Origin of the sequence: Streptomyces sp. NPDC002564, from assembly GCF_042889645.1 — a bacterium.
In the GTDB taxonomy this organism is placed as follows: Bacteria; Actinomycetota; Actinomycetes; order Streptomycetales; family Streptomycetaceae; genus Streptomyces.
Genome location: NZ_JBIARE010000005.1, coordinates 572,529 through 588,076, shown reverse-complemented (window position 1 = coordinate 588,076; position 15,548 = coordinate 572,529). Strand labels below are relative to the sequence as shown.

The 15,548-nt window shown below is 74.5% G+C and carries 5 protein-coding genes; 1 reads left to right on the top strand and 4 read right to left on the bottom strand.

What is annotated here, in order from left to right:
- Positions 1-24: 24 nt before the first annotated feature.
- Positions 25-1,110, bottom strand: a complete 1,086-nt coding sequence (locus ACFYXE_RS21455; RefSeq protein ID WP_389314591.1) for a winged helix DNA-binding domain-containing protein — start codon at positions 1,108-1,110, stop codon at positions 25-27.
- Between the two features lie 511 nt (positions 1,111-1,621).
- Here ACFYXE_RS21455 and ACFYXE_RS21450 point away from each other — a divergent pair.
- Positions 1,622-2,371: an SAM-dependent methyltransferase gene (locus ACFYXE_RS21450; RefSeq protein WP_389314589.1), complete on the top strand. Its 750-nt coding sequence runs from the start codon at positions 1,622-1,624 to the stop codon at positions 2,369-2,371.
- Between the two features lie 27 nt (positions 2,372-2,398).
- Here ACFYXE_RS21450 and ACFYXE_RS21445 read toward each other — a convergent pair whose 3' ends face one another.
- Genes ACFYXE_RS21445 through ACFYXE_RS21435 form a run of 3 tightly spaced genes read right to left on the bottom strand, consistent with a single transcriptional unit; the run spans position 2,399 to position 15,548 of the window.
- The gene (locus ACFYXE_RS21445) at positions 2,399-3,601 is read right to left on the bottom strand and encodes a cytochrome P450 (protein ID WP_389314586.1); all 1,203 of its coding nucleotides are present in this window, start codon (positions 3,599-3,601) and stop codon (positions 2,399-2,401) included.
- Positions 3,602-3,624: 23 nt separating this feature from the next.
- Positions 3,625-7,473 carry an amino acid adenylation domain-containing protein gene (locus ACFYXE_RS21440; protein WP_389314584.1) on the bottom strand — a complete coding sequence of 1,283 codons (3,849 nt, stop codon included), beginning with the start codon at positions 7,471-7,473 and terminating at the stop codon, positions 3,625-3,627.
- Positions 7,470-15,548, bottom strand: coding sequence for an amino acid adenylation domain-containing protein (locus ACFYXE_RS21435; RefSeq protein WP_389314581.1), 8,079 nt, complete (start codon positions 15,546-15,548; stop codon positions 7,470-7,472). Before ACFYXE_RS21435 ends, ACFYXE_RS21440 begins: the two co-directional genes overlap by 4 nt.

Below are 15,548 nucleotides of genomic sequence, written 5' to 3'. Positions count from 1 at the left end.
GCGCGTGAACCGGCGCTCCGTCCCTCAGGCGGCGTCCACCCGGGCGCGTCCGGCCCCGAGGAAGGCGGCCAGGGCCCGGCCCTCCGCGAGGACGTCGGCGCGCTCGGCGCGGGAGAAGCGGCGCAAGGGCTTCGCCACGACGGTGTCGTCCTCCACCGTCCAGGTCGCCGCGACCCGGCCGTCGACCAGGACGACGCGCTCCCCGGCCACCGAGAGGCCGCGGTGGGCATCGTCGATGATGCGGCTGCGGTCGTCGAAGCCGAGGATCGCGTTGTCGAAGGCGGGCAGGAACCGCACGGGGGCGGGCGTGTCGGGGTCCGGGCGCGGCGCGTCGGGCAGGTCGAGCAGTTCGCGGCCCCGCTCGTCCCGGAAGGAGACCAGCTCGTCGCGGGCCGCGGTGACCGCGGCCGGCAGCCCCGCGAGGCCGCTCCAGGCCCGCAGGTCGGCCGTGGCTGCGGGGCCGAACGCGGCCAGGTAGCGGCGCAGCAGGGCCTGTCCGACCGGGTCGGCGCCGTCGGCCGGGAGCGGTTCGATCTCCCGCCCCAGCCAGGTCGACAGCGGCAGATTGCGTACGCCGCCCTTGGTGCGCCACAGGCCGCGCGGCGGGAGCTGGGCCATCGGCACGAGTGCCGCGACGAGCATCTCCCCGAGGGCCCGCGGGGCGGTCGTCGGCCAGCGGTCGGCGACCGCCCGGGTGAGCTCGGCCATGGAGCGCGGCTCGTCGTCGGACAGCACGGCCCGGCCCGCCGCGGCGAGTTCGTCGAGGTCCACGCCGTCGAGGTCGCGGCGGTACACGCCGAGCACGCGCTGGCGCAGCATCGCGTCGTGCCGGGCCCGCCACGCCAGGACGTCGTCGGCGGCGACGAGGTGGACCGTGCGGCGCATGAGGTGCGTACGCACGACACGCCGCTCGACGAGCAGGTCGGAGAGGTCCCCGGGGGCGAAGGCCCGCACCCGGGACCAGAGTCCGACGAACGGCTCCTGCGGTTCCTGCGCCTGGAGACCGCACAGGTGCGCGACCGCGTCCAGGGGCGACAGGTCGGCGCGGTCGAGGAGCAGTTGGCGGGCGAGCGTGGCGCGGCCGAGCGCGCGGGCGTCGAGCACGGTCACCGGGCCGCCCCCGGGCGTGCGTCGGCCGACGGGGAGGCCGGTCGGCGGGACAGGTGGGGCGGGGCGGTGATCACGGGCATGGGGGCGGCTCCGGGGCTCTCGGGGCGGGGTGGGGCGGATCGGGGCGGTTCTGTGCCGTGGCAGGGGCGGATCGGGGCGGTTCTGTGCCGTGGTGGGGCGGGGTCGCGAGGTCGGCGGGGCAGTGGTGGGGGGCGCGAGGTCGGGACAGCGGTGCGGGGCCGGTGCGGCTGGCGTGCTCCGAACCCGGCCGGGGCCCGTACCCCGGTCGCTCACCCGGTGGGGCGGTCGGTCGATGACCACACTCCCAGACGATGCGGTCAGGTTCTGTCCGCTGTACGCCGACCCGCCGCACTTCCCCTGACCGGTGCCCACGACTCACCCCGGCAGGCCGCGCCCAGCCGCACCTCCCGCGACACACCATCGGGTTGACCGGACGTCGCCCTCGGGGCGCCTCGAAAACCCCGGGGCGGGCGGCAGGCAGGATGCCGCCATGCACCGCCGACAGATCAGCTCCATCGCCCACACCCTCCACCCCGTCGCCGCGCCGCTGAGCGACGCGTCCGTGCGGACGCTGCTCGACCGGGCCGTGCCGGACGGCGACGCCCGGCTCCTCGACCTCGGCTGCGGATCCGGCACCTGGCTGCTGCGCGCGCAGGCCGGCCGCCCCGGCCTCCGGGCCGACGGCGTCGACAGCGACGCCGACACCATCGCGGCCGCCCGTGCCGCCGCCGAGGCGGCGGGGCTGGGCGACCGGGTGGCCTTCCACGCGCAGGACGCCGCCGACTTCAGCGCAGCGCACCGCTACGACCTCGTCCTCAGCATCGGCGCCAGCCACGCCTTCGGCGGCCTGCTCCCCACCCTGAAGGCGGCCGACGGCCACCTCGCCCCGGGCGGGACCGTGCTGGTCGGCGACTGCTTCTGGGAGCACGAGCCCGGACAGAGCACCCTGGACGCCGGTTTCTCCGCCGACGAGTACGACGACCTCGCGACGACCGTCGACCAGGTGATGGCCGAGGGCTGGGTGCCGCTCTACGGACACGTCAGCACCCGCGAGGAGTGGGACGACTACGAGTGGTCCTGGACCGGCTCCGTCTCCCGGTGGGCCCTGGAGCACCCCGAGGACCCCGACCACGGTCAGGCCCTCGACGCCGCCGCCGAACACCGCGCCGCCTGGCTCCACGGCTACCGCGGCACGCTCGGGTTCGTCACCCTGCTCCTGGGCAAGGAGCCCCGTCCCTGAGCCGGGTGGCCGCGGTACCGGCCGCCCCTAGCGCCGGGACCAGGTGAGCGGCAGCGCGCCAAGGCCGCCCAGGAAGTTGGAGTAGATCCGCCGGGCGGGACCCGCCGGGCCGAGGTCGGCCACCAGTTCCCGCATGTCGCCGAGCACGGCACTGATCTCCGCCCGGGCCAGGAACGCGCCCAGGCAGAAGTGGGTGCCGTAGGCGAAGGTCAGGTGGCGGTTCGGGGTCCGGTCGAGGCGGAACGCGTCCGGTTCCTCGAAGGCGGCCTCGTCGCGGTTGGCCGAGGCGTTCCACAGCGTCACGATGTCACCGGCCGCGATCTCACGGCCCCGCACGACGAGGTCCGTCCCGGCCGTGCGGGCCACGTGCAGCGTGGGCGAGGTCCAGCGCAGCACTTCCTCGACGGCGGATTCGGTACCGATGTCACCGGCCTGGTAGCGGGCCCACTGCTCGGGGTGCGCCAGGAGCGCGGCGACGCCCCCGACGAGCGCCAGGCGGGTGGTCTCGTCGCCGCCGATGATCAGGCTGTAGCAGTTGAGGATGACCTCCTCGTCGGTCAGCGGGACGCCGCCGACGCGGACCTGCGTGAGCAGGCTGACGATGTCGTCCCGCGGGGCGGCGCGGCGGCGTGCGGCCAGGTCGGCGAAGTAGAAGAGGATCTCGTTCTTGGAGACCCAGGCGTCGCGCCGCAGTCCCTGTTCGCTCTCCGCTCCGAGCGCCGACGACGTCATGTCGAGCAGGTGCTGACGGTCGGACCGGGGCACGTCCAGGAGGTCGCAGATCGCCCGCAGCGGCAGCTGTCCCGCCACGTCCTGGGCGAAGTCGCACTCCCCGTCCTCCAGCGTCTCGGTGACCAACTCCCGTGACGCGGCGCGGATGCTGTCGACGACTCCGGCCAGCGCGCGGGGCGAGAAGCACTTCATGAGGGCGCCGCGCAGTTCGGCGTGGCGCGGCCCCTCCATGAGCGGCAGCATCAGACCCGCCGCGTGGTCGCCGCCGCCGAGCAGGGTGTCGAGCACGTTCCCCCGGTCCGAGCGGAAGCGCTCCGGGTCGCGGTAGGCCGCGGACACGTCCTCGTACCGTGTCAGGACCCAGAAGCCGGGCCGGGGGCCCCGCTCGGGCTGCCGGTGGACGGGCTCGTGCGTGCGCAGGTGCCGCCACACCGGTGACAGGTCCTCCTCCGCGTGCAGGGCCGGGTCCGCGAGATCCATCTCCGGGAGCAGCGGCACGCCGTCCCCTTTCGGTGTCGGTTTCAGTGTCGGTCCAGATGGCCGGACAGGGCGCCGCAGAGGGCGGCGAGCGGCCGCGGGTCCATCATCCGGTGGTGGCCGCAGTCGATGTCGTACGCGGTGAACCGGCCGCCGCCGTACGGTTTCCAGGCCTCCCGCGCGACGTCGGCGGGCGGGCCGTCGGCGGTGGCGCGGAAGTGCACGAGGTCGACGCCCACGGCACGCGGGGGCGTCGTCCGCAGCACCTCCACGGCGGAGTGGGCCGCGAGCCGCACGCCCTCGACGGTCCGCTCCCCGAGGATCGCGACCTGCTCCGACAGACGTCCGTCGGCCGCGATGCCGACCTCGGCGAGGACGCCGCGCAGCATGTCGGGCGGGTCCGGCAGCGCGCTCGGGTCCGGCGGCGGGTAGGAGTCGAGGAGGGCCACGAACTCGACGGGCTCGCCCTCCTGGGCGAGGTGGGCCGCGACGGCGAAGGCGATGTTGCCGCCGACCGACCAGCCGAGCAGCCGGTAGGGGCCTCGCGGCTGTACCGCGCGCATCCGGTCGGCGTACTCGCGTACCAGGTCGTCGAGTTTCCAGGCGCCGCTCTCCGGCGCGCCCACGGTGGGCGACTGCAGTCCGTAGACGGGGGTGTCGGGCCCGAGGTGGGGCAGCAGGCGCGCGTACGGCCAGGCGAGTCCGCCCGCCGCGTGGACGCAGAACAGCGGGCGTCCGCCGCCCGCGCGCCGCAGTGGCAGCAGTACGTCGAGCCCCGCACCGTGGCCGGCGTCGTCGAGCCTGTTCGCCAGGGCGGCCACCGTCGGGGCCTCGAACAGGGCGCGGGGCGAGAGCGCGAGCCCGAGGACCGTGCGGACGCGGCCGGCCAGCCGTGTCGCGAGGAGGGAGTCGCCGCCCAGGTCGAAGAAGCCGTCGTCGACGCCCACGCCGTCCGCGCCGAGCACCTCGGCGAACAGCGCGCTCAGCGCCTCCTCGCGGGCGTTGCGCGAGGCCCGGCCCGCGGCCCCGTACACCGGGGCGGGCAGCGCCCTGCGGTCCAGTTTGCCGTTGGGCAGCAACGGGAGGCGCGGCAGCGGTACGACGGCCGCGGGGACCATGTGCTCCGGCAGCGTCCTGCCGAGCAGGCGCCGGACGTCCTGCGGGTCGACGGCGGCCGCGGGACCGGCCGCCACCACGTAGGCGACGAGCTTGCGGTCGTCGGCGCGGTCCTCCCGTACCAGCGCGACCGCCTGCGCGACGTGGTCGTGGCGCAGCAGGGCGGCCTCGACCTCGCCGAGCTCGACGCGGAAGCCGCGGATCTTCACCTGGTCGTCGAGGCGGCCGAGGTAGTCGAGGCCGCCGTCGGACCGCAGCCGCACCCGGTCCCCGGTCCGGTACATCCGGGTCCCGGGCGGGCCGAAGGGGCAGGCGACGAACCGGCCCGCGGTGAGGCCGGGCCGGTTCAGGTAGCCGCGGGCGACGCCGGCGCCCGCGACGTAGAGCTCGCCGGGCACGCCGACGGGCACGGGGGCGAGCCGCCCGTCCAGCACGTACACCTGGGCGTTGGGCACGGGGCGGCCGATGGGCGGGGGGCCGTCCGCCGGGCCGTCGGTGCTGCGCCAGGAGGTGCAGTAGCCGGTGGCCTCGGTGGGGCCGTAGCTGTTGGTGACGACGCAGCCGGGGACGCGCCTCTGGAGCTCGCGCACCAGGCCGCGCGGGACCGCCTCGCCGCCGAGCATGACATGGGGTGCCGACAGTGCGGCGCCGCCGCCCGCGAGCAGGCCCGCGACCGCCGAGGGCACTCCGCAGAGCAGGCTGCCCTCCCAACGGCCGCGCTCCAGGAGGGCGAAGAGGTCGTCGACGAGGTCCAGGTGGCCGCCGATGGCGAGCGTCGTGACGATCTCGAAGACGGACACGTCGAAGCTCAGGGAGGTCGCCGCGAGCACCCGGGACATCCCGTCGCCGCCGAAGTCCTTCCGCACCGTGGCCACGAAGTTGACCACGTTGCCCTGCTCGATCACCACGCCCTTGGGCACGCCGGTGGAACCCGAGGTGTAGATGACGTACGCGGGGTCCTGGCGCCGCAGCGGCCGGGTGCGTTCGGCGTCGGTGACGGGGCCGTCGGGGCGGTCGCCCAGGGCGCGGGTCACGGCTCCGGCGTCGATGACGAGCCGGTGGGTGCCTTCGGGCAGGGCGAGTCGGGCCTGCTCGGTCACGACGGCGATCCGGGCGCGGGAGTCCGTCAGCATGTGGGTGACGCGCTCGGCGGGGTAGCCGACGTCGACGGGCACGTAGGCCGCGCCGGACTTGAGGACCGCCAGCAGCGCGACGACCATGTCGGGGTTCCTGGGCAGGGCGAGCGCGACGAGCGTGTCGGGCCCGGCCCCGAGCTCGATGAGCAGCCGCGCCAACCGGTTGGCACGGGTGTCGAGTTCGCCGTACGTGAGGGTGGTGCCGTCGCAGGTCAGCGCGGGGGCGCCGGGGTCGGTGGCGGCCCGGGCGGCGAACAGGTCGGGCAGCGTGACCGGGTCGACCGGGTGGTGGGTCGCGTTGCGGTCGACGAGGATCTCGTGGCGCTCGTCGTCGCTGAGCACGGACAGGTCGCCGACCGTCCGGTCCGGGTCGTCGGCGATCGCCTCCAGCATCCGGACGAACCAGTCGCAGAAGCGGTCCGCCTCGGCGCGGTCGAACACGTCGGGCCGGTAGTCGAGACGGATCCCCAGCGCGTCGCCCGGCGTGCAGATCAGCGACAGCGGGTAGTGCGTGGCGTCGAACCCGCCGACGCCGACGCACTCCGCGTCGCCCAGGCGGAGTTCGCCGCCCGACGGGTAGTTCTCGAACGCGGTCGTGGTGTCGAAGAGCCGCCCGATCCCGGCCTGCCGCTGGATCTCGGTGAGCCCCAGATGGTGGTGCTCGAACAGGTCGAGCTGCTCGTCCTGCACGCGCTCCAGGAGGTCCGCCAGGGTGTCCGCGGGCTGTGCCCGTACCCGCGCGGGCAGGGTGTTGATGAGGAGCCCCACCATCGACTCGACGCCCTCGACGTCCGCGGTCCGGCCCGAGACGGTCATGCCGAACAGGACGTCGTCCCGGCCGGTGAGTCTGCGCAGGACCAGCGCCCAGGCCACCTGGACCACGGTATTGAGGGTGACGCCGAAGTGCCGTGCCAGGTCGGCGAGGGCCGCGCTGCGCCCCGCGGGGAGGGTCCGCACGACCCGCAGCGGGACGACGGCCGCCCGGTCGGCGGCCTCCGGTGCGACGAGCGTGGGCTCCTCGGCACCGTCGAGTGTCTCGGCCCAGGCGTCGCGCGCCTCGTCGAGGTCGGTGTCCGCGAGCCACTCCAGGTAGTCGGCGTACTCGGGTGCGGGCGCGAGACCGGCCCGGTCCGGGTGGGCGCCGTACAGCCGGAGCAGTTCGTCGAGGAGGACGGAGGTGGACCAGCCGTCAAGGATGATGTGGTGGTTCGTCAGCACGAACCGCCAGCTCCCCTCGGCGACGCGGATCAGCAGGAAGCGGACCAGCGGCGGCCGGTCGAGGTCGAAGCGCCGACGGCGCTCCTCCGCCGCGATGCGGTCGGCCTCGGCCCGGCGCGCCTCGGCGTCCCCGGCGGACACGTCGACCGTCCGCCAGTCGAGCGGCGGGTCGGGGACGACGAACCGTACGGGTTCGCCGGTCGGCCCGGTGCGGAACCCGGAGCGCAGGCTGTCGTGCCGGCGCTGCAGCGCACGGCAGGCGTCGGACAGCGCGACGGGATCGAGGTCGCCCTCGAAGTCGAGGGTCAGCTGGGTGGTGTAGATGTCCTGGCCGTCCGCGTCGAACGCGGTGAGGAAGAACAGGCCCTGCTGCAGCGGGGCCGGCGGGACCGCCGTGGCCCGCTCCATGTCCGCGCCGGTCATGCCGTCTCCCCCTGCTCCTGTTGCTTCTGCTGCTCCTGTTGCTTCTGCTGCTGCTTCCGCTCTGCCGGGGCCTGCTCCTGGGTGCGGGCGGTCGTCGCCGCCAGTGCCGCCTCCCACAGGTCGGCCAGTTCCGCCACCCGCTCCGCGTCGAGCAGAGCGGTGGGGTAGGCCCAGGTGACGTGCAGTTCCGGGCCGTCGTCCTGGTCCATGGTGACCGCGGAGATCTCCAGGAGATGGGTCTGCGGCATCTCGGGGTCGCCGCCGCCCGCGACGGCGCCGACCTCCGGGGCGAGCCCCCACGCGGTGCCGTCCGGGCGGTCGAACCTGCCCAGATAGTTGAACATGACGTCCGCGCGCGGCAGTCGGGCCAGCGCCGGGGCGGTCTCCGGGTTGAGGTACCGCAGCAGGCCGTACCCCAGCCCCTTGTCGGGCATGGTGGTCAGCTGGTCGTCCACGGCGCGCAGGGCGGCTTCCGCGCCGTCCGCCGGACCGCCGAGACGGACGGGGAACATGCTGGTGAACCAGCCGACCGTCGACGACAGGTCGAGGTCGTCGGCGATCTCCTCCCGGCCGTGCCCCTCGACGTCGACCAGGAAGGGTGCCCCGGGGTCCGCGGTGTGTCCCGTACGCCACTGCCGTACCGCCTCGCCGAGCGCGGTCAGCAGGACGGTGTTGATGCCGGTGCCCAACGCGGCCGGTACGCGCGTCAGGAGCTGTTCCGTCCGGTCGGCGGGCAGGATGCGGGCCACGGAGCCCTGGGTGCCGAGGACGTCGCGGTCCGCGGCGAGCGCGGCCCCGGGGAGGAGGCCGTCCGCTCCCCCGACCACACCGGTCCAGAAGGGGAGTTCGCCGGTGCGCGCCAGCGCGCTGCGTGTCAGGTGTGCGCCCCAGTCCGCGAAGGAGATCCCGGTGCCGTCCACGGTCGTCGCGCCTGCGGCCCCTCGCTCCTCGGTCTCCCAGGCCGTCCGCAGGTCCTGGAGCAGGATCCGCCACGAGATGCCGTCGACCACCAGGTGGTTGATCATCAGCATGAGCCGCCCGTCGTGTCCCGGCCCCGCGTCGAACCACACCGCCTGCAGCATGGTGCCCCGCTCCGGGGCCAGCCGTCGCCGCGCCGCGTCCCGCTGGTCGCGGACCGTGCGCGCGAGCTCCTCGGCGTCGCTGCCCGCGGTGTCGACCCGTACGAGCGGCTCGGTCGCGGGGGCCGCGTCGCGGGGCAGCACGTCGATGTGCCAGTCGGCGCCGCGCCGCAGTCGCATGCGCAGGGCGTCGTGCCGGTCGAGGAGGTGCTGGATCATCGCCCGCAGCCGCGGCATCCGCAGGCCGGCCGGGGTGCGGACGAGCACGGACTGGTGGAAGCCGTCGACCGGACCGCCGCGGTCGCGCTGCCACCGGATGATCGGCGTCAGGGTGATCGCCTCGGAGGCGGCCGACGTGGGCGTGGGCTGTGCGGAACTGGTCGGCGTCGGTGTGGTCGGCGCCACGGTGGCTGGCGTGGAGGGTGCGAGAAGCTCTCGCGTGCTCGTTCCGTCGGATGCCGTGGCCGCGCGGGCGGATGCCGTGGCCGAGCGGGCCGGTGTCCCGGGAGCCGGGTCCGTCGTCCGTGCCGGACGCTTCGCCTTCGGCGCCCGTTCCTTGGCGTGCTTGGCGAGTTCGGCGACGGTCTTGCGGCGGAAGACGTCACGGGCGGAGATCACCAGGCCCCGGGCGCGCGCCCGGGCGACGAGGCGGATGGAGACGATGCTGTCCCCGCCGAGTTCGAAGAAGTCGTCGTCGACGCCGACCTCGGGCAGCCCGAGGATGTCGGCGAACAACTCGCACAACAACACCTCCGCCGGAGACTGCGGCTCACGCCCCGCCGCCACCACGGTCACCTCCGGCACCGGCAGAGCCGCCCGATCCACCTTCCCGTTCACCGACAACGGCAGCCCCTCAGACATCACCACCACCACCGGCACCATGTAATCCGGCAACGCCTCCGCCAACCAGCCCGACAACTCCCCCGCCACACCCTCCACCGAAACGCCACCGGTAGGCACCACGTAGGCGGCCAGACGCCGATCCCCCGGCCGGTCCTCCCGCACCACCACCACCGCCCGGGACACCCACCGATGCCCCTCCAACACCGCCTCCACCTCACCCAACTCGACCCGGAAACCACGCACCTTCACCTGATCGTCCGCCCGCCCCACGAACTCCAGAACACCCCCGGCCCGCCACCGCACCAGATCCCCCGTCCGGTACAACCGCTCCCCCGCCCCACCGAACGGATCCGCCACGAACCGACCCGCCGTCAACCCCGGCCGCCCCACATAGCCACGACCCACCCCCACACCACCGACATAGAGCTCGCCGACGACGCCCACCGGCACCAACCTCAGCCCGTCGTCCAGCACATGGACCCGCTCGTTCACCATCGGACGGCCGATGGGAGGGCGTGGTGCGCTGTCCGCGTCGATGCGTGCGGCGAGGGACCAGATGGTCGTCTCGGTGGGGCCGTAGAGGTTGGTGACCTCGGCGGCCAGTGAGCCCAGTTCGGTGGCGAGGCCGCCCGGAAGGGCCTCGCCACCGACGAGGACGCGGAGTCCGCGGAGCGCCTTCGGGGTGTTCTCGGCGAGGGCGGCCCAGAGCGAGGGGGTCGCCTGCATGGCGGTGCCCCCGTGCTCCCGGACGAGGTCGGCGAGGGCGAAGGGGTCGCCCGCCGCGTCGTCGGACGCGATGACGACGGCGGCGCCGTGGCACAGGGGCAGGAGCAGCTCCAGGTGGGCGATGTCGAAGGCGACGGTGGTCACCGCGAGCAGGCGGTCCTCGGGCAGCAGCGGCAGGTGGTCGCCCATGCCGTCGAGCAGGGCGGCGAGGTTGCGGTGGGTGACCGTGACGCCCTTGGGCCGGCCCGTCGAGCCCGAGGTGTAGATGACGTACGCGGCGGCGTCGGGGTGGGCGGCGCCCGGAACCCGCGTCATGTCGGGGTCGGAGCCGCGACGCCGGGCGAGGGCGGCGGTGACGCCGGGGTCGTCGAGGGCCACCCAGTCGGGGGCGCCGACCTCCTCGCGGGTGACGAGGTCGGTCAGGACCAGCGTGGGCGCGGCGTCGGACAGGATGGTGCGGATGCGCTCCTTCGGGTGGCCGGGGTCGATGGGCAGGTACGCGGCGCCGGTCTTGTGGACGGCCAGGAGGGCGACCAGCAGGTCGGCGGAGCGTGCCATGGCGACGGCGACGAGCCGGCCGGGGCCCGCGTCCCGCGCGATCAGCTCGTGCGCCAGGCGGTTCGCCCGGGTGTTCAGCTCGGCGTAGCTGAGCGTCGTGCCCGCGCACACCACGGCGGTGTGGTCGGGGGTCCGTGCGGCCTGCCGCTCGATCCACCGCGGCGCGAGGCCGTCGGGGGCCGGGCGGGAGGTGCCGTTCCACTCCTCCAGGACGGCACGGCGCTCGGCGTCGGGCAGGAAGTCGACCCGTGCGACGGGTCGGGCGGGGTCCTGGGCCACCCGGCCGAGGAACCGCTCGAAGTGGCGTGCGAGGCGTTCCGCCGTGGCCCGGTCGAACAGATCCTCCGCGTAGACGAGCCGTCCTTCGATGCGGCCGTCCGCCTCGCCGAGGTCGAAGAGCAGGTCGAAGGCGGTGGAGGGGTAGCTCCCGTCGTCCAGGGACGTCGCGTCGAGGCCCGGGAAGTCCGCGGCGGCCTCCGCGTTGTTCTGCAGGCTGAGCATGACCTGGAAGAGCGGGTGCCGGGCCGCGGACCGCTGCGGGTCGACCGCGTCGACGACACGCTCGAAGGGGACGTCCTGGTGCTCCATGACGGTCAGTACGGTCTCGCGTACCCGGCGGGTCAGTTCGGCGAAAGTGGGGTCGCCGGACGTGTCGGTGCGGACGACGACGGTGTTCAGGAAGCAGCCGACGAGGTCGTCCAGAGCCGAGTCGGTGCGGCCCGCGACCGGGCTGCCGACGGCGAGGTCGGTCCCGGCGCCCCAGCGGGTCAGCAGCCCGGCGAGGCCCGCGTGCAGCACCATGAACAGGCTCGCGCCCTCCCGGCGGGCCAGGTCGGCGAGCCGTCGCCGGGTCCGCGCGTCGAGGCGGACCGTGACGGCTCCGGCCCGGTGCGAGGCGGTCGCGGGGCGGGTCCGGTCGGTGGGCAGCGTCAGCTCGTCCGGGAGGCCGGCCAAGGTCTCGCGCCAGTGGGCGAGTTGTCCGGCGAAGAGGCTGTCGGCGTCCGCCGGGGTGCCCAGGAGGTCGCGCTGCCAGAGGGTGAAGTCGGCGTACTGGACCGGCAACCCGGCCCACTGCGGCGCCTTCCCGCCCAGTCGTGCGGTGTACGCCGTCGACAGGTCGCGCACGAAGGGTGCCGCCGACCAGCCGTCGAACACGATGTGGTGCACGGAGAGGACCAGCACGTGGGCCTCGGCCGCCGAAGGCGCGGCAGGGCTCTCGTCCGGGTCCCCGTCGGAGTCGCCCTCCGCGCGTCGCTCCGGGCCGAACAGCACGGCCCGCAGGGGCACCTCGCGCTCCAGGTCGAAGGGGACGCCCGCCACCTCGGACACCGCCTGCGCCGGACTCCGCGGCGCGCGCGGCCGTACCTCCAGCTCGACCTGGAGCCCCGCCGCGTCGAGCACCCGCTGCCGCGGTTCGCCGTCCGTCACGGGGAAGACCGTGCGCAGACTCTCGTGGCGCACGACCACGTCACGCAGGGCCGCCCGCAGCGCGACGACGTCCAGCGGTCCCGTCAGGCGCAGCGCCGTGGTGATCGTGTGCGCGTCACCTGCGGTGACCAGTTCGTTCTGGAACCAGAACCGGAGCTGGGAGAAGGAGAGCGGGAGCCGGTCGGGTCGCGGGCGCGCCGTCAGGGCCGGGCGGCCGGTGTCCGACGCCGTGAACCGGGCGGCGAGTTCGGCCGGCCGGGGTGCCTCGAAGATGGCCCGCATGTCGATCTCGGTGCTGAGGACCGACCGCAGCCTGCTCACCAGCCGGATGGCCAGCAGGGAATTCCCGCCGAGTACGAAGAAGTCGTCGTCGACGCCGACCTCGGGCAGCCCCAGGATGTCGGCGAACAACTCGCACAACAACACCTCCGCCGGAGACTGCGGCTCACGCCCCGCCGCCACCACCGTCACCTCCGGCACCGGCAGAGCCGCCCGATCCACCTTCCCGTTCACCGACAACGGCAGCCCCTCAGACATCACCACCACCACCGGCACCATGTAATCCGGCAACGCCTCCGCCAACCAGCCCGACAACTCCCCCGCCACACCCTCCACCAGAACACCAGCGCCAGGCACCACGTAGGCAGCCAGACGCCGATCCCCCGGCCGATCCTCCCGCACCACCACCACCGCCCGGGACACCCACCGATGCCCCTCCAACACCGCCTCCACCTCACCCAACTCGACCCGGAAACCACGCACCTTCACCTGGTCATCGGCCCGCCCCACGAACTCCAGAACGCCCCCGGCCCGCCACCGCACCAGATCCCCCGTCCGGTACAACCGCTCCCCCGCCCCACCGAACGGATCCGCCACGAACCGACCCGCCGTCAACCCCGGCCGCCCCACATAACCACGGCCCACCCCCACACCACCGACATACAGCTCCCCCACCACCCCCACCGGCACCAACCCCATTCCGCCGTCCAGCACATGGACCCGCCCGTTCGCCATCGGACGGCCCAGGGGGATACGCCCGGTCTCCTCGCCGGGGGCGTCGAGGCGGTGCAGGGTGGTGAACGTGGTGTTCTCGGTCGGGCCGTAGGCATTGGTCAGCGCCGTGCCGGGGAATTCCTCCCGCATCCGTCGCACGGCGGCGGCCGACGGTTCCTCGCCGCCGACCAGGACGTGCCGGAGCGCGCCCAGGACGGGGCTCCGGTCCTCGACGAGGGAGTGGAAGAGGGAGGCGGTCAGGAAGGCTCCGGTGACGCCGTGCTCGGCGACGGTCCGGTGCCAGGCGTCCGCGGTGGTCTCCTCGGCCAGGGGCATGACGACGGTGCCGCCGTTGAGGAGCGGCACCCACAGCTCGTAGGTGGAGGCGTCGAAGGAGTGCGGCGCGTGGGCCAGTACGCGGGTGTGCGTGCCGTCCGCCCAGCAGGGGTCCGCGGCGAGACCCACGATGTTGCGATGGGTGATGACGACCCCCTTGGGGCGCCCGGTGGATCCCGAGGTGTACATCACGTAGGCGGTGCCCTGCTCGGAGGCACCCGACGACCCCGGCGCCTCCGGCAGCAGGGTCTGGTTCTCCATTGCCCGGTCGGCAGCGGAGAGCGGGACCACGGGTGACGTCAGGTCCGGGACCTGCCACGCGGTGGCGCGCGGGCGGCTCGCCTCGTCGGCGAGCACGAGGCACGGGCGTGCCTCCGCGAGGATCGTGCGCAGTCGGTCGTCCGGGCTGCGCAGGTCGAGCGGGAGGTAGGCCGCGCCGCTCTTCAGCACGGCCAGCAGCGCGACGGCCAGGTCGGCGGAGCGCACCATGGCGACGGCGACGAGCCGGTCGGGGCCCGCGCCGTGTGCGGTCAGCGCGTGCGCCAGGCGGTTCGCCCGGGTGTCGAGCTCCTCGTACGTGAGACGGGTGTCGCCGCAGATGACCGCGGTGTCCCCCGGTGTCTCGGCGGCGCGCCGCGCGAAGACGTCCGGCACGGACCCGGTGGGCAGCGGGAAGGTGCCGCCGTCGCCCGCGGCGAGGAGGTCGTCCCGCTCTGCCGGTGTGACGACCTCCAGCCGGGCGACGGTCCGGGAGGGGTGCGCGGCCGCCTGCGTCAGGAAGCTCTCGAAGGAGCGGGCCAGCCGCTCCGCGGTCGTCCGGTCGAAGAGGTCCTCGGCGTACACGAGCCGGCCCGCCAGGCCGTCCGGCTCCTCGGTGACGTCGAAGACCAGGTCGAAGCTGATGGACCGGTCGACGCGGTCGCCCTCCACCGTCGTGGTCAGGCCCGGCAGGTCCGCCTCGGTGGCGGCGTTGTTCTGCAGGACGAGCATGGTCTGGAAGAGGGGGTGCCGGGCCGCGGAGCGGGCCGGGTTGACCGCCTCGACGACGTGCTCGAAGGGCACGTCCTGGTGCTCGAACGCGGCCAGGACGTCGGCGCGCACGCGGTCGAGCAGCTCGCCGAACGACGGGTCCGCCGACACGTCCGTGCGGACCACCACCGTGTTGACGAAGCAGCCGATCAGGTCTTCGAGGCCGGCGTCGGTGCGGCCCGCGACCGGGCTGCCGACGGGAACGTCCGTCCCGGCACCCCAGCGGGCCAGCAGTCCCGCGAGGCCCGCGTGCAGCACCATGAACAGGCTCGCCCCGTGCTCCCTGGCGAGCGCGGCGAGCCTGTCGCGGGTCGCTGCGTCCAGCCGGAAGGCGACCGATCCCGCGCGGTGCGACGCGGTGGCCGGGCGCGCCCGGTCGGTGGGCAGCGCCGTCTCGTCGGGCAGGTCGGCGAGCCGCTTGCGCCAGTACGACAGCTGCTCGGCGAACAGGCTCCCCGGGTCCTCGGGGGCGCCCAGGAGGTCACGCTGCCAGAGGGTGAAGTCGGCGTACTGGACGGGGAGTTCGTCCCACTGCGGCGCCTTCCCGCCCAGTCGTGCCGCGTACGCCGCCGACAGGTCGCGCACGAACGGCGCCACCGACCAGCCGTCGAACACGATGTGGTGCACCGCGACCACCAACGCATGATCCCCTGCCCCCGATGCCGCCGCGGAGCCCCCGCCCGGGCCCGCCGCCGCGCCCGCCCCGGCGCCGAGGAGCACCGCCCGCAGCGGCAGCTCACGCTCCAGGTCGAAGGTGTGCTGCAGGTGGGACGCCACGGCCTGCGCCAGGTCGTCGGGGGCGACCTGGCGCACCGGCAGGTCCAGGCGCTCCGCCGCGGCCCCCGCGTCCAGGATCACTTGCGCCGCCCGGCCGTCGACGGCCGGGAACAGCGTGCGCAGGCTCTCGTGGCGGACGACCACGTCCCGCAGCGCCGCCCGGAGGGCCACCACGTCCAGCGGTCCCGTCAGGCGCAGGACGAAGGAGGCGACCGGCGAGGCGGCGCCGTCCGCGCCCAGCTCGCCCTGGATCCAGAACCGCAGCTGCGAAAACGACAGGGGGATCATGTGTTTCTCGGCCTCCAA

Bases quoted from the DNA above. Each gene is read 5' to 3' on its own strand.
- ACFYXE_RS21450 (WP_389314589.1), top strand. From the start codon at position 1,622: ATGCACCGCCGACAGATCAGCTCCATCGCCCACACCCTCCACCCCGTC.
- ACFYXE_RS21440 (WP_389314584.1), bottom strand. From the start codon at position 7,473: ATGACCGGCGCGGACATGGAGCGGGCCACGGCGGTCCCGCCGGCCCCG.